Here is a 14557-nt window from a genome sequence, read left to right as displayed (position 1 = left end):
TGATACGGTAGACTGACAAAAAAACATGGGCAGAAAAATTGTCGGAATGATAAGTAGTTATCGAGGGCTTAATCAAGCGGACTGGCTATGGCAACAAACGCCAAACCCTTGTGGAATCTGGGATAACATGCAAATGCTCTCCCAAGCCCCTGAGCCGGATTTTCTGCTCATGTACCAGTATTCGTTTCCCAAACCTCGCCCTCAACTCCCCTGGTGGCAACGTTTACGCAAAAAAAAGAGTTCAAAACCTGATGTAGCCTCCCAGTTACGCGGCGTTCCCAAAGAGCGGATAATCTACTTATTACGAGAACCGCCCCTGGAAAAAGTTGTTAAAAACCACAAGACAAACTATGAAGCCGCGAAAAACTATTGCGGTTACATTTCTGGACCCGATGATTTTGCCCCAACCCCTGATTATATGCCCGCGATTTGGTATCACGCGAATTCCTTCCGAGAATTAAATGAAATGATACCACCGGAAAAAATACACGCTTGTAGTTGGATCACCTCTGGAATCGATCGCACTCCTGAACATCGTAGACGGTTAGCCTTCTTGAAGTCATTACGAGAGAGCGGGTTTGAGTTTGACCTCTACGGGCGCGGATTACCCGACTGGGCGCAGGCAAAGGGTAGCCTGAAAAACAAATGGCATGGCATGGCACCTTACTACTATAATCTCGCGATCGAAAACTATGCCGGGAATGATTGGTATGTCAGCGAAAAACTCTGGGATGCTTTACTAGCCTGGTGTTTACCTATTTACTACGGCGGTTCGGCGGCAGATAAATTACTGCCACCCGGAAGCTTTTTGCGGCTACCGACGCTAGATGAGCAGGGCATCGCTTATATTAAAGAAGTAACCTCAACCCCGGATGCTTGGTATGAAGCCAAGGACGCGATCGCTGAAGCCCGTCAGATAATTTTGCATAAATTGAATCTGCTTAACTTCATATCTAATTTAGTGACAAAACTCAATTAAACCTGATGAAAGAAGGAATTTATACCCTGGCTAACGATGCCGTTTATGATCAACTCGTGGCGTTGCTTAATAGTATTGAAGCCAATGCAGGTCCAGACATACCTGTGTGTGTAATTGCCTATAACAACCAGTTAGATAAAGTCCGATTAGAATTAGCCAATCGCAAAAATGTTACCTTGCTTGAGGATGCTGCCCTGTTCCAGCGCTGGGAAGATTTCTCCTATCAGGTATGGAAAAGCCATCCCCATGCTTTACAGGTATGGCAGGAGCAAGGAATCACTACAAAATTCTATCGAGTGGGTGAAAATCACCGCTACTGTGCCTTTGATCCGGATAGTCCGTTTGAGCGATTTATCTATCTTGATGCTGACACGTTGGTCATGAATTCGTTAGAGTTCATCTTTAAACAGTTAGAGAAGAGTGATTTTGTCGTTTATGACTTTCAATACAAAGATCCGGGACATATTTACAACCTAGAATCACCAATTTTATTTCAACTGTTTGATGAAGGTAGAATTAAATCTGAAATATTTTGTTCGGGATTTTATGCCTCAAAACAAAATTTGTTTCCTCAAGAGAGACGAGATTGGTTAATTTCTCAGCTAGCCGCAGGAGAAGCCGACGTGTTATACTTGCGGGCGCCCAATCAGTCTGTTTTAAATTACATGAGAATGCGGTCTGATATCCCCATTTATAACTTTGCCTTAACTCTACCAGCTCCTCAAAAAACGGGGAATTCGGTCACGTCTTCACATTTCACGAATAGGGATAACATATTATACGATAAAGGTACACGCTTAACCTATCTGCACTACATTGGTGTTTCCTCTAAACTGATCAAGAAAGTTTGTGTCGGTGAAAATTTAGACTTTCCCTATCGTGATATTTTTCTGCATTATCGCTACCTTCATGAACCCGAAAAACGTCCGAAATTCACCACGAAGCCCAAACCCTATAATCAGCCGCCTAGTCTGGCAACTAAAATCTTGAGAAAACTAAAACTAACGCCCTAGATTATTTAATCAACATGAATCGAGGAATTTTTAATGAGTTGTGGAATTTATATTACAGCCAATGATAAAGTCATCGAGCAGACAATTGCCCTGCTGAAGAGTATCCGGTTACACGATCCGGATACACCGATTGTGTTAATTCCTTACGACGATAATTATCAGAGAATCGCTACAATCATTAAAGATGCCTATGGTGTAGAGATTTATCAAGATTTAGAATTCATAGATCGCCTCTCGAACCAGTTATATCAAATTTTTGGTCAAGGCTTTTTTGCTAGACCGAATCAATTTCGCAAACAAGCCTGTTGGTTTGGCTCTTTTGATAAATTCATTTATATCGACACGGATATTGTTGTTTTTGATAAAATCATAGAAACAATAGACTATTTAGATAAGTATGATTTTATCTGCTATGACTATCAACATAGCGGCGGGATAAAAAATGTATTTACGCCAAAAGTATTAGAAAATAATGTATTTAACGAGAATGATATTCAGGATATGTTTAACGGCGGATTTTGGGGAGCTAAAAAAAATATAATATCTGAAGAAATATTATATCAAACCTTCACTGAATGCGCGTCCCATCCGGAATACTTTGACTTTTCGCAAAAAACCTCTGACCAACCCATTATCAATTACATGATATTGAAGCAGGTTCCCCAACGATTTAATATTGTGCGTCGTCCCGGTGGTGCGCCAGGAAGTTGGGCAGGTAGTAACCATTTTCAGGTTCAAGATCATCACCTGATTGACCCAAATGTTAATCAACCGCTAGACTATTTACACTGGGCAGGTATTCGCATCCAGCCCGGTTGCCCCTATTGGGATATCTGGAAGTATTATCGCTATCTTGGTGAAGCCATGCCTGATGATGAATTGTTACCAACTCCAACGTCAAACAATTTATGGCAAAAAATTAAAGGAAAAATATGTCGAAAATCCTGAAAAGATTAGATAAAAAATGAAGAGAGAGCCAAGTGAGTCGTAAAAATGAGACATCCTAATTTTATAGTAGTAGGGGCGCATAAAGCAGCTACAACCTCTATCCATAATTATCTTAAACAACATCCTGATATATATTTAATATCCAATAAAGGTAGTGACCGCTTGAGTCGTAAACCTTACATAAATTCCCTTGAAGATGCAGGAGAATATCTAGCTCAATTTGAAGGAGCTACTACTCAAAAAGCTTTAGGTGAGGTTTCTAGTGTTTATCTTCATGGTGATGGAGTTGCTACTAAAATTAAAAATTTATTCCCTGATATAAAAATTATTGCTGTATTGCGAAATCCTGCTGAAAGAGCCTACTCTCATATTTTATGGGCTGGCAAGAAAAATTTTACTCTAAAAGAGATAAAAAATTTTGATTCAGTTATTTTATCGATTTTTTCTGCTCAAGAAAAATTTCGCCAGCCCGGTTTATATTATCAAAACTTAAAAGGATATTTTGATAAATTTGATAGAGAGCAAATTAAGGTTTTGTTATACGATGATATAGTGCATGAAAAACAAAAGTTTTTCAAGGAAATACTTGCTTTTATTAATGTAGATTCAACTTTTAATTTTGATTTTCAAGAACACTATCATAAAGGGACTCTAAAAATTGATAATTCTTCCAGGAAAGCGTTGCAAATTATCAACTCTAGAAATAATATAAAAAATGCTTTAAAATTTATTTTGAGACCAATTTTGCCCTCAATTAAAACGTTTATAGAAAAAAAACAAGAAAAGCCTTTGCCACCTTTATCAGAATACGTAAGGACAGAAATGCTCAAATTTTACCGTGATGATATCATTCAATTGCAGGAACTTACTGGGTTAAATTGTTCCCATTGGTTAAACGGTAAACCTACTTAGGGTCTGCTTCAGGGAGTCTTGTGGTGGGGGAAGAGGCAGAAGGCAGGAGGCTCCAGGGCAGAAGGGAAGAGGGTTTAATCCACCACAGAATCGTTTTCCTGCAAGTGTCTCTCTCGCTATAGTGCTAGTTTTTTACAAATCCTGTCTTATTTTCTTGCACAAGATCTGCCAGAAAACTTCCTCAAAGCCTTGATTGATAAGGGTTTCGGCTTTGTGCAGCAAGCTCTAGTTAAAAATGAATAGCACAGAAATAAGGCTTTGTTGCCATTGATCCTACCGTCTTTAGCATTAGAACACGGTTATCAACTTTACTTAAGTCTGTGCTATTACCGTTCAAATAGCGTTATTAGATAATTTAGGAATATATTCAATATTTATCTATTCCTTGACTTGATTTGGCATAGACAACCAATTAGATAAATCCCTTTCAAGTAAATCTTGAAGCTTAAGGATATCATCTTTATAAAATTCAATTAACTTTCTTCTTGCTTCTGGAGAAAGCTTCGCTTTGTAAGTATTCTTCTTAATCAGTACTGCTCTAATTTTTTGCCGAACCTGTAGTGGCATAGCTAATTTCAGAACAGCCGCAACAGAACTCCTTAGTAAATTAGGTTTGGTTAATAGCTGATTTAAAGATTGATTTTTAGGTAGTCCACCCTTTCTTCCTTTTTTACTCATGTCTGGAATAAAATTATCATCTACTTCAATAAATTTAAACAAATCTTGCATAAACGCAATAGGATTTTGGCATAAATCATCGTACAATAAAATTTTAATAGACTGGCGATTAAATATTTTAAAATAAGGAATAATTTCCGAAAAATAAAATCCTCGTTTTACATATTTGTTGTCTTCCGAAATAACTTGTTCAAAACTTCTCTTTTCAATTCCCTGACGAATATGCATTTGATAACTAGAAAATGCTCGTTCTGCTGGATCTCTCAATATAGCAATGATTTTAACTGTCGGTATGTGCTGGTAAATCAATTGGGCTGATTCGGGATAGGCATAGTAGTTGGTAGAGATTTCCCCAGTTACACTACCTTTGGGTGCATCTTGAAACAAGGAACAATAGTCTTCAACAGTAGTCACTGCTCCCCATGGCTTGTGTTTTTCTCGCGTTTTTTCATTAATAAAAAAGAATGTTTCTTTTTTTTGACACATATAAATTTGAGGATGTTGAGCGAGATAGTTATGTAATGAAGTCGTACCACATTTACCCGCACCAACAATGATAAAATCAGGAAATCTATTTATCATGGGATAAAAATCTAAACATCGTGGATTAATCGAAAAAATATAAGGTTAATCTTAATCAGCTAACTAAATTGATTTTTTAACTTTGGCAATGAGGGAGATTTATAACTTTTTTCAAAACGCTATTTTAGTTCCTATTTAGCTATTAAGAACCAGCTTGCCACGCTGAATGAAAAAAGTCTCGTTCACACAGCATAGCATAGCGATAACTGGATTTGACAGGGGCTGAGAGTTGGGCGTATTGATCCGTCAACCGCTCTAATTGCTGCGCTAACTGCTCAAACTCAGGATTACTATAGGTGCGAATCCAATCCGTATAGGCGTGTTCGGGAATGCCATCCTTGGCTAATTCTTGACCCAAAAACGCATACAAGCGCATACAGGGTGTCATTGCTACTGTAATTAAACCAATCTCACTTCCCCAAGCTGTTGCCAACAAGAAGTCAGTATAACGCCGCGTCGCTATGGCGGGTTCAATCTGGTGTAAGTTGACTCCCCAGGCTATGGCATAATTCTGATGCAGGCGTAGTTCTTCGAGAACGCCACCAGCAAGACTATGAAAGGTATTAAACCCATCCCAGTCGGAACATTTAGCGGCGGCTACGCTATAAGCGCGAGCAAACGCTTCTAAGAAAAAAGCATCTTGACCAACATAGTAAGCAAATTTGCGGCGTTCAAGTGTCCCTGTGGCGATACCTTGGACAAAAGGGTGTTTTAGACACTCCTGTACCAAGTCTTGGTTAGATTTCCATAAATCGCTGCTAAGTGTCATCGCGTTTGTTTATTGCCATGGACTCAGATTTTGTTCGGGAAAGGTGGGAAGTTGTAAGACTGAAGGGATCGGTGTTTTGTCAAATCCACCGTCTACCGATAGATACACTGAGAATGTAACCGCGATCGCTAGCAGTAGTCTTTCTAGCATAACCCACTCCTCTGATTGTCGCTCTTGTGACCTGTCAACTGCCAGTATCTTCTCACTATCTGTGATTTTAATTAAAGGGCGGGTGATGCAAACCGTTAATTTTTGGTGACGATAGTCTAAGCTTTAAGTGATAGGAGTCATAGATTCTAGAGTTTCGGATTGAGTCATCACAGTTAGCCATCCTAAAAAGTTATGCCATGACATTTAAAGTCTTTCCTCCTCTAATCCTGTTTGCCTCTATCTGGCTACACCCCTCAGCGCAGGCGTTCAATCCAGCACACCTAGAACAATTGCGCCAAACAGGTAGCTGTGTCGAGTGTGATTTGAGCGGAGTACAATTGCCAGATGCTCTGTTGAGCAATACGAATTTGATGGGGGCTAATCTGGCTGGTGCTAATCTTATCCGCGCCGATTTAAGACGTGCCAATCTTGAGTATGCAAACCTGAGTGGTGCGAGCCTGGTTTCTACCAATCTTACGGATGCGAAGTTAACTGGAGCTAATCTGATTGTGGCAGTATTAATCAGTGCGAATCTAACTCGTGCGAATCTGGCTGGCGCTGGATTAAATTTGGCTAAATTAGGGAGTACTAACCTAGTTGGTGCTAACTTAAGCCTTGCTGAACTAAGGGCGGCGGATTTAAGTAATGCGAATTTGACGGCTGCTGATTTGAGAGGGGCTGATTTGAGAGGGGCTGATTTGGATAATACTATCCTCAATAACGCTAAACTTAGCTACGCCATTATGCCGGATGGTACTTTATTACCTTAATTTGTTGATTGTTGATTGTTGATTATTTTACTGTTCCCTATTCCTAATTTAAATGTCTAACTATTTATCGAATTTACGACATTTTCTGTATAGTGGGATCATTGCCGTTGGCGTCTGGTCTTATAGCTGGGCTGCTAACGCCTCAGAATCCGTCGTCTTAAAATATCGTTTTCTGCGAGAGACGATATCGGTTCCCGAACTCTCGACATTTGCCCAAACAGGTGAGTTATCACGTTCTCTACAAGCGTATCTGGATTTGGCTGGGAAGCAACCCGAAGAACTACGGACGACTTTAACCCAACCTATTTCAGTTAATGGGATTATGCTTTCTCGGATTCTCAATACTCCTGTGGGAGAAGTAATGCTTGATCGAGTGAGTGAGGTGATTCATACTCCGACTAACCGGGCAAATCGCCAGTCTTTGCGATCTGCCCTCGTGATCTCGGCGCTCAATGATAATCAAATCACCCTGATCGAGATCCTAGACAATTATCCAACCGCCGATGTTCATGTTGAAGGCGATCGCCTAGCGGATATCCTGCAACAGATTACCCGCCTGAGTCAGGGTTTGCCTCCAATTGACCTTTTTTAGTAAGCCAGAGTCTCGAGGGTATCCCGCAAATACCGACGCACCCGATGCTCCAAGCTGCGATCCTGAAGGTGATGGGCGGCGGGATGCTCCATCTGCCAGCGTTGAAATCCAGAACTGGCGGCGATCGCTTCTTTGAGATTGTCCCAAACTGGACTATCTGGGGAAATTTGGTTGGATTCGGATACAGTTGTGCTTTTCATAAACCTTTATCGTGATCTGAACAGAATGAGTTCGTAGCAATTCTTAACTGTTATTTGTATTTTTTAACCTTATTTTCAGAATAACGGAGCTGCGTTGTTTAAATTGTTACATTTGCAACAACTGATTGCCAACATGCCTGTTTTTTTTTGACGTCGTGATGTTGAACAAGAAGGGCGACCCGAGTAAATTGAGTGGACACCATCATTTATTTGTGCAAGCGGGTCGCCCCTACCATCTGGACGTAAGGATAACAAGCTCCCTTGACTTTTATGTCACGCTAATCCGTTTTAATCCACCTGTTCAGGGGACGATTCAGCCGAGGAAGACTCTGGGGCGATCGCAGGTAAAATTTGTTTGACCCGAAACCCTGGTACTGTAAAGTTTTCCGGTATTTTTTCCACTGGATAAGGTTGAGTGGCTGCCCACTCCGCCTCGCTCGTGAATAGAACTTGCACCACACTCAAAGGCACTTGCAAAAATAAGTGGCTTGCCAGAAACCCAACTCCTGCCAAAGCCAATCCAGCGATGTGCCATTGAACTGTCCAGGGAACGACCCCTGCAGCTAAAGGAGCGATGCTATAAATTTGCCACAGTACCCATACCATAAAACCTGCTGCCATAATCGTTAGCAGCGGGTTGGTTTTCCGGTCAAATAAGCTCAACAGTCGCCGCTGGGATTCCGTTAGGCGATCAGGTGTCAGAGCCACCACGAGCAGACTAAAAATGTCAAAGGGGCGGGTCAATTGCATCCACAAAACTGGTGCGATGCCGATAACTGCCACAATTAAGAGTTCTAGCCAGATAGGTAACAGGGGTTCACCCGTTGCCAGTCCTAGCGCGACAACCTCTAACGTTAGGGGCAGTGCGGCTAAACCCGCCAAATGTATCCACAAGAACGGTTCAGACCAAAAAGAGCGCATTGGGTTGTCCTTTATCTTTTGTGATTAGTCCTTAGTCATTAACCAAGGACTAATCACATATCACCTAAGTCGCTGATAGAGTCCGGCGCTTGCTCACCATCTTATAGGTTTCGATGATGTCACCTTCAGTCCAATCATTGAATCTATCAATACGAATACCGCATTCAAATCCGGCATTGACCTCTTTGACATCATCCTTCATCCGCTTCAGCGAATCAAGCACCCCTTCGTAGATCATTTGACCCCGACGTTGCACTCGGATCTTGCAGTTTCGCACTGCTTTGCCTGACTGTACGTAGCAACCTGCCACCGCACCGCGACCGACGGGGAAGACAGCTCGGACTTCCACTTGACCCAAGGGTTCTTCCACCAATTCTGGCTCCAGTAACCCTTCCATCGCCGCTTGAATGTCATCCAAGAGATTATAGATGATGTTGTATTCGCGCACATCAACACTCTCTTGTTCAGCAGCAGAACGAGCGCCGTGAGCCAAAGTGGTATTAAAGCCAATGATTACCGCACCACTAGCCGCCGCTAAGTCAACATCGGTTTCGGTGACTTCTCCAGCCGTCGCTAATAGGACTCGGATTTGAACTTCATTTTGGGGTAACTGTTTGAGTGAACCCAGAATGGCTTCAACCGAACCTTGTACATCTGCCTTCAGGATCAAGTTGAGTTCTTTGAGTTCCCCTTCTTGAGCTTTGGCAGAGAGGCTATTCAGGCTGACTCGGCGGGACGACATCACCTGTTGCAGACGAGATTCGCGCTGTTCTTGGCTTCTCGTATCCGCAACGGCGCGAGCTTCTTTTTCTTGTTCAAAGACGTCAAACTCATCACCAGCAGCCGGGACATCGCTTAAACCCAATACCTCTACGGCAAAGGAGGGTGCTGCCTCGTCTACTCGTTTGCCTCGGTCATCGATCATGGCTCGTACTTTACCGAAGACCGATCCCGCCACTAGAGTATCACCCACCCGCAGCGTGCCATTTTGCACCAACAATGTGGCAACTGGACCTCTTGATTTATCCAGGTTGGCTTCAATAACCGTACCTTTGGCTAATCGGGCGGGGTTAGCGGAGAGTTCTTCAATGTCAGAAACGAGCAGGATCATTTCCAGGAGCGTATCCAAGTTTTCTTTTTGGATCGCACTCACGGGCACCATGATCGTGTCACCGCCCCATTCTTCTGGAACTAATCCATGTTCCATTAACTCCTGCTTCACTCGGTCAGGTTGTGCTCCTTCCTTATCAATTTTGTTAACGGCAACCACAATCGGCACCTCAGCGGCTTTAGCATGGCTAATCGCTTCTCGGGTTTGCGGTTGTACCCCATCATCGGCAGCAACAACTAAAATTGCAATATCGGTTACTCGCGCTCCTCGCGCCCGCATCGCGGTAAAGGCTTCGTGACCTGGAGTATCCAGAAAGACCACCTGTTGGACTTTATCTTCATGCTCCACATCGACATGGTAAGCACCGATGTGCTGAGTAATTCCTCCCGCTTCGCCTTGTGCCACTTTGGTTTCGCGAATGGCATCCAGCAACGTGGTTTTACCGTGATCGACGTGACCCATGATTGTGACTACGGGTGGACGTCGAACCAGGTATTCCAAGTCAGCCGCATCCAGCATTTCGGTTTTAGCGGCTTCTGATTCAGCTTCTTCTGTTTGAACATCAACGCCAAGTTCTTCGGCAACCATTTGAGCGGTGGGCAGATCCAGGGTTTGGGTGATATTCACTGCCAGTCCCTTGAAGAATAGCTGCTTAATCACCTCTGTTTCGGCAAGGTTGAGCTTATTCGCCAGTTCTCGAACGGTTAGCGAATCGTTTAAGACAATTTGCTCAGGACGTTCAGCGACTTCTTGCTTTTCACGACGGCGATCGCGACTTTCTGGTTTACTGCCGGTTTTAACTTCTGGCTTTTTCCTAACCTGACTGGCTGCCGTTGGTGGGGGAGTCTGTCCCGTTTGAGATTTAGGTTTAGGAGGACGAGCAACTGACATACTGACTGCCACAGGAGTGTCAGCTGTTTGGTAGTCACCATCAAACTCTTCCTCATCCTCTTCGATCAGTTTAGGTCGCCGCTTGAGCTTAGCCGCTTTTCCGGGTTTAGCTCCTTCGCGATCTTCTTCTTCATCAATCCATTCACGTTTCTTCGACTGACGTGGCGGCGTGGGTCGTTTGACTTTAAGATTTTTAAGTTCCGGCGGTTCCAGAAGGGTTTCTACGCCCTCATCGACCTCCTCCTGCTTCTGTTCCTGAGAATCCGAATCGATAGCCGCCACTTCAGGACTCTCACCCGGACGAGTCGGTCGGGAGCGTTTGGGGGGAGATTGAAGTTTAGGAACAGGCTGAGCCGGAGGTTTCGGATGAGCTGGGGCTGGAGATTTAGCCGGAGTTTGAACCGGAGTTGGCGGTTCAGGAGAACTCGTCGATTCAGGCGGCTGAGAACGGTCATCCGACTCTGATGGAGTCTCATCCGATCGCTCGCGCTTCAATTTCGGTCGTTCGACCTGGGTGGGTTGACTGGGTTTCGGTGACGCTGGCCGAACGGGGGGTTGGATAAGTTTGGGTTTTGCTTCCACTTCAGCTTTAGTATCGTTCTCCTGTGACCCTTGAGATGGAGTTGGTGTTTCTGTTTCTGTTTCTGTTTCTGAGTCAGAATCGTCCTCCTGCAAATTCACTGGTGTCGTCGGTCGATTAAGCTGGGCGGGTGGACGCGGTGGATTCACAGTCGGCTTGACGGGGGGTTGAGAAGACTTTGACCCAGATTCTGATCCCTGGGAAGAGCTAAAACTGGAACGAGGCTTAGGCTTAACGCTCAGAATTTGCTGTTTGCGCTGATTATTATTGTTAGAGTGTCCATCTGTATGGTTAGCAGATGCTGAGGTTGTTTGGTCACGACCTTTGAGGCTAGTGATCCCCTCAGCATATTTTTCCGCCGCCGCTCTGATTCGCTCAGCTTCAGATTCTGTAATCGTGCTACTGTGACTTTTGACTGCAATATGAAGTCCTTCGCAAATATTCAAAATGTCCTTGTTGTCCAAATTCAATTCCCGTGATAATTCGTAAATTCTGACTTTGCCGTTGTTCATCCACTATTCCCCCGTCGTACATATTGTTACACCATAGCTAAATGATTGAAAGCGTGCGTGGTCATTGGTTTCCGTGCCGGATTGGCTTAAATCAATAAGGTGTCTTTAAGAGTCTACTCGATAACTCACCAATAACTCATGTTACACAGGCGATCATTGATTGACTGTAAGCCAGTTGGATATCTCTACACTCTTAATCAGAGCCTGGATAGTTAACTTACACAAATCTTAACAAAACTAGATAGATTTTCTAGATCCCTAGATCCTCAGTCTCTTCCTCAGGTAGGAGTTGTTAACTTGATCAGGGTCAGACTCACCTCCGAACACCATTAGTAATGGTACTCCTTTACCATCCTAGCGATTGCTTAGGTTCATTGAGAGCCTTGCTGGAGTTTTTTGGATGCATTGGCTCAATCGCTGCTGCGTTGGATGCTCCAGGGACAAGGTTCTAAACGCTGCCATAATCGTTGATAAATTTCGTCGGGAACCGATGCCCTCAGCGCTCGTCCCAATCGATTTTTTTTCTGAGCAGCCGCCAGACAACTCGCTTGAGGACAGATATAAGCCGAACGTCCCATGCCCTGATCTAATTTTACCTGTCGCGAGGGATGGATTCGCACAACTCGCCATAATGCTTGTTTTTGAGCCACCCGGCGACAACTTAGGCAACGTCGGTAATTGGGTTCCATAAGATTCGGACAATGATTTTGGTGTAGGCTCGCATGAGTTTACTGTTCACGGCATAACCTATCTCGGTAAACGAGGTGAGGACAGTGAGGAGGGTGTCTTGAGCAACGGCGTACACCAGCCTCCATGAAAATCTCTCCCCGTTCCCTCTTGATCAAGTTAGGTGCAAGGGTTCAACGCCCTTAAGGAATCTACAGCCTTGCTCTGATCCTCCTAAGATTAGGACAAAATATCCTCCTCTTCCTCGTCTTCAGCAAATTCTTCCTCATCTTCAGCAAATTCTTCCTCGTCTTCAGCAAATTCCTCCTCGTCTTCAGCAAATTCCTCCTCGGCTAGAGATTGAGGATTTGTCACCTTTGCCTCTAACTCGGCTGGTGAGGAAGTTTCTCTCTCTAGTTGCTCCTCATCCTCTTGTTCATCAGCGAGTTCGGCTTCCCTCTGTGCGATCGCGGCTTGTAACTCCTGCATTTTCTGGTGTTCAGCTTCGTAGTCGTACTTGGCGATATCTTTAATATCAATCTTCCAACCTGTGAGACGAGCTGCTAGGCGAACATTCTGTCCCTCTTTGCCAATAGCTAAACTGAGCTGATCTTCCGCGACCAAAATGTGAGCTTGACGCCCTTCCGGATTCACCAATAAGACTTCCTCTACTCGTGCGGGACTCAGAGCATTGGCTATATAGGTAGCGGGATCAGGCGACCAACGAATCACATCTATTTTTTCGCCGCGCAATTCATTAACGACCACTTGAATGCGCGATCCCCTAGCGCCGATACAAGCCCCAACGGGATCAACATCCCGCTCTAGGGTATCCACGGCAATTTTAGTCCTAGGTCCGACATGACGCGACGGTGGATTAGCTTCTCGCGCCACCGCCACGATTCGCACGACTTCATCTTCGATTTCTGGGACTTCATTGGCAAACAGATAGACCACTAAACCAGCCGAAGCTCGCGAAACCACAAGCTGGGGTCCACGGTGAGGACCTTCACGCACTTTTTTGAGAAAAACCTTAAAGGTACTGCCAATGCGATAGGTATCGTTGGGTAATTGTTCGCGCTTAGGCAGTTCAGCTTCCACTTCCGGCTGACCAAAGCCGCTGCTAATCGCCATGATCACCGATTGCCGCTCAAATCGTAGCACTCTGGCTTGGAGAACCGTTCCTTCTAACTCTTCAAATTCTTCTTGGATCAACTTACGCTGTTGATCCCGTAGTTTTTGGGAGAGTACCTGCTTGGTTTGAATAGCTGCCATTCGACCAAAATCACGTTGATCTGGGGTAACATCCAGAACCACCGAGTCACCTAATTGTGCCTCTGATGCGACTTCTTGAACTTCTTTGAGGGAAATATGATGATCGGTGTTGCCAACTTCCTCAACAATGGTTTTGGTACAAAGAATGCGGAAGCCTTCTTCTTCGATATCTAAATCGACCTCAAAGTTGTTAAAATACTCATCATCAAAATGAGGTCGCTCTATGCGTTGCGCTCGACGATAGCGCTCGTAGCCTTTGATCAGTGCTTCTCTCAGTGCCTGTTGGACTGCTGATTTCGGTAAATTATGGCTTTGAGAGATCTCTTCGATCATCTTTTTTAGTCCCGGCAGATTAACGATAGACATAGGCAAATCTCCATAAACTGTTTATTAGGGGTCGTGAACAACCGCAACCCATGCTCAATGACTAAATTCCATAAGATCTAAACGGGTTTAACCCTGCTCATCGAACTGAACTTTAGTCACTTGCTCGCGAGGAATGGCGATCGCCCGTCCTTTTTGGTTGATATATACACGGGTATCATCCCGGCGAATTAATTTCCCTCGCCATTCTTTATGTCCTTGGTCAGGTTCAGCGGTGTTGACCACCACGGAAAATCCTTTAAATGCGATGAAGTCTCGGTCTGTCGTTAGCTCTTGCGAGATCCCAGGACTAGAAATTTCCAAAACATAAGCATCTGGAATCAAATCCACGGCATCTAATTCAGCTTCTAAAGCCCGACTCATGCGTTCACAGTCATCTAAACCCGTATCGCCGTCGCGGTTGCGGATATCTACCCGAAGTACAGGGGGACGTCTGTTCGTGTGAAACACCGCCCCAACGAACTCCAATCCCAATTTTTCGGCTACTGGGGTTGCCAAATCGATTAGTTGTGGAATCAGGGGATGAGTCATAGAAAAACTTCAACAAAAAAAGTGGGTTCAACCCACCTCCAGGTAAAATTTCTGCCAAGAAGCCTAGCAATAATTAACACAATCTCTACCCTG

At 44.2% G+C, this 14557-nt stretch carries 15 protein-coding genes; 6 read left to right on the top strand and 9 right to left on the bottom strand.

The genetic code is table 11. The features are described from left to right. Positions 1-25 precede the first annotated feature (25 nt). From RIB93_RS16005 to RIB93_RS15990, 4 genes are read left to right on the top strand one after another with little or no spacing between them, the layout of a single operon-like run. Positions 26-979: a glycosyltransferase family 10 domain-containing protein gene (locus tag RIB93_RS16005; RefSeq protein WP_446373728.1), complete on the top strand. Its 954-nt coding sequence runs from the start codon at positions 26-28 to the stop codon at positions 977-979. A 5-nt stretch (positions 980-984) separates the two neighbouring features. After that, complete coding sequence (locus RIB93_RS16000) at positions 985-1992, top strand: Npun_R2821/Npun_R2822 family protein (RefSeq protein ID WP_446373727.1); 1008 nt, start codon at positions 985-987, stop codon at positions 1990-1992. Positions 1993-2025: 33 nt separating this feature from the next. Beyond that, positions 2026-2940 (top strand): Npun_R2821/Npun_R2822 family protein, encoded by a 915-nt coding sequence (locus RIB93_RS15995; RefSeq protein WP_446373726.1) that lies wholly within the window; start codon positions 2026-2028, stop codon positions 2938-2940. Between the two features lie 45 nt (positions 2941-2985). After that, entirely contained in the window at positions 2986-3852 is an 867-nt protein-coding gene (locus RIB93_RS15990) for a sulfotransferase (RefSeq protein WP_446373725.1), read from the top strand. 378 nt (positions 3853-4230) lie between these two features. On the opposite strand, the gene RIB93_RS15985 is transcribed toward RIB93_RS15990, so the two are convergent. The 3 genes from RIB93_RS15985 to RIB93_RS15975 form a co-directional block, all read right to left on the bottom strand. Further along, entirely contained in the window at positions 4231-5112 is an 882-nt protein-coding gene (locus RIB93_RS15985) for a sulfotransferase family protein (RefSeq protein ID WP_446373724.1), read from the bottom strand. A gap of 142 nt (positions 5113-5254) precedes the next feature. Beyond that, positions 5255-5881 (bottom strand): TenA family protein, encoded by a 627-nt coding sequence (locus RIB93_RS15980; protein ID WP_446373723.1) that lies wholly within the window; start codon positions 5879-5881, stop codon positions 5255-5257. Positions 5882-5890: 9 nt separating this feature from the next. After that, entirely contained in the window at positions 5891-6031 is a 141-nt protein-coding gene (locus RIB93_RS15975; RefSeq protein ID WP_446345504.1) for a hypothetical protein, read from the bottom strand. Between the two features lie 197 nt (positions 6032-6228). On the opposite strand from RIB93_RS15975, the gene RIB93_RS15970 reads away from it, so the two are divergent. Together RIB93_RS15970 and RIB93_RS15965 are read left to right on the top strand one after the other, a co-directional pair. Continuing rightward, positions 6229-6801 (top strand): pentapeptide repeat-containing protein, encoded by a 573-nt coding sequence (locus RIB93_RS15970; RefSeq protein WP_446373722.1) that lies wholly within the window; start codon positions 6229-6231, stop codon positions 6799-6801. A 52-nt stretch (positions 6802-6853) separates the two neighbouring features. After that, positions 6854-7393, top strand: coding sequence for an alpha/beta hydrolase (locus tag RIB93_RS15965; RefSeq protein ID WP_446373721.1), 540 nt, complete (start codon positions 6854-6856; stop codon positions 7391-7393). On the opposite strand, the gene RIB93_RS15960 is transcribed toward RIB93_RS15965, so the two are convergent. The 6 genes from RIB93_RS15960 to rimP all read right to left on the bottom strand — a co-directional run bounded on the left by RIB93_RS15960 (position 7390) and on the right by rimP (position 14464). Then, the gene (locus RIB93_RS15960; RefSeq protein ID WP_446352016.1) at positions 7390-7593 is read right to left on the bottom strand and encodes a hypothetical protein; all 204 of its coding nucleotides are present in this window, start codon (positions 7591-7593) and stop codon (positions 7390-7392) included. The genes RIB93_RS15965 and RIB93_RS15960 overlap by 4 nt on opposite strands. 288 nt (positions 7594-7881) lie before the next feature. After that, on the bottom strand, positions 7882-8514 hold the full coding sequence (locus RIB93_RS15955; RefSeq protein ID WP_446373720.1) for a low-complexity tail membrane protein: 633 nt from the start codon (positions 8512-8514) through the stop codon (positions 7882-7884). A 64-nt stretch (positions 8515-8578) separates the two neighbouring features. Then, positions 8579-11608, bottom strand: a complete 3030-nt coding sequence (gene infB / locus RIB93_RS15950; protein ID WP_446373719.1) for a translation initiation factor IF-2 — start codon at positions 11606-11608, stop codon at positions 8579-8581. 410 nt (positions 11609-12018) lie between these two features. Continuing rightward, entirely contained in the window at positions 12019-12297 is a 279-nt protein-coding gene (locus tag RIB93_RS15945; protein ID WP_044206893.1) for a YlxR family protein, read from the bottom strand. A 217-nt stretch (positions 12298-12514) separates the two neighbouring features. Beyond that, the gene (gene nusA, locus RIB93_RS15940) at positions 12515-13915 is read right to left on the bottom strand and encodes a transcription termination factor NusA (protein ID WP_446373718.1); all 1401 of its coding nucleotides are present in this window, start codon (positions 13913-13915) and stop codon (positions 12515-12517) included. Positions 13916-14002: 87 nt separating this feature from the next. After that, on the bottom strand, positions 14003-14464 hold the full coding sequence (gene rimP, locus RIB93_RS15935) for a ribosome maturation factor RimP (protein ID WP_446373717.1): 462 nt from the start codon (positions 14462-14464) through the stop codon (positions 14003-14005). Positions 14465-14557 lie beyond the last annotated feature (93 nt).

Source organism: Coleofasciculus sp. D1-CHI-01 (assembly GCF_040218875.1).
In the GTDB taxonomy this organism is placed as follows: domain Bacteria; phylum Cyanobacteriota; class Cyanobacteriia; order Cyanobacteriales; family Coleofasciculaceae; genus Coleofasciculus.
Note: the sequence above shows the minus strand (reverse complement) of the source record. Positions and strands in the feature narration are given on the sequence as shown.

Bases quoted from the DNA above. Each gene is read 5' to 3' on its own strand.
- RIB93_RS16005 (WP_446373728.1), top strand. From the start codon at position 26: ATGGGCAGAAAAATTGTCGGAATGATAAGTAGTTATCGAGGGCTTAAT.
- RIB93_RS16000 (WP_446373727.1), top strand. From the start codon at position 985: ATGAAAGAAGGAATTTATACCCTGGCTAACGATGCCGTTTATGATCAA.
- RIB93_RS15995 (WP_446373726.1), top strand. From the start codon at position 2,026: ATGAGTTGTGGAATTTATATTACAGCCAATGATAAAGTCATCGAGCAG.
- RIB93_RS15990 (WP_446373725.1), top strand. From the start codon at position 2,986: ATGAGACATCCTAATTTTATAGTAGTAGGGGCGCATAAAGCAGCTACA.
- RIB93_RS15985 (WP_446373724.1), bottom strand. From the start codon at position 5,112: ATGATAAATAGATTTCCTGATTTTATCATTGTTGGTGCGGGTAAATGT.
- RIB93_RS15980 (WP_446373723.1), bottom strand. From the start codon at position 5,881: ATGACACTTAGCAGCGATTTATGGAAATCTAACCAAGACTTGGTACAG.
- RIB93_RS15975 (WP_446345504.1), bottom strand. From the start codon at position 6,031: ATGCTAGAAAGACTACTGCTAGCGATCGCGGTTACATTCTCAGTGTAT.
- RIB93_RS15970 (WP_446373722.1), top strand. From the start codon at position 6,229: ATGACATTTAAAGTCTTTCCTCCTCTAATCCTGTTTGCCTCTATCTGG.
- RIB93_RS15965 (WP_446373721.1), top strand. From the start codon at position 6,854: ATGTCTAACTATTTATCGAATTTACGACATTTTCTGTATAGTGGGATC.
- RIB93_RS15960 (WP_446352016.1), bottom strand. From the start codon at position 7,593: ATGAAAAGCACAACTGTATCCGAATCCAACCAAATTTCCCCAGATAGT.
- RIB93_RS15955 (WP_446373720.1), bottom strand. From the start codon at position 8,514: ATGCGCTCTTTTTGGTCTGAACCGTTCTTGTGGATACATTTGGCGGGT.
- infB (WP_446373719.1), bottom strand. From the start codon at position 11,608: ATGAACAACGGCAAAGTCAGAATTTACGAATTATCACGGGAATTGAAT.
- RIB93_RS15945 (WP_044206893.1), bottom strand. From the start codon at position 12,297: ATGGAACCCAATTACCGACGTTGCCTAAGTTGTCGCCGGGTGGCTCAA.
- nusA (WP_446373718.1), bottom strand. From the start codon at position 13,915: ATGTCTATCGTTAATCTGCCGGGACTAAAAAAGATGATCGAAGAGATC.
- rimP (WP_446373717.1), bottom strand. From the start codon at position 14,464: ATGACTCATCCCCTGATTCCACAACTAATCGATTTGGCAACCCCAGTA.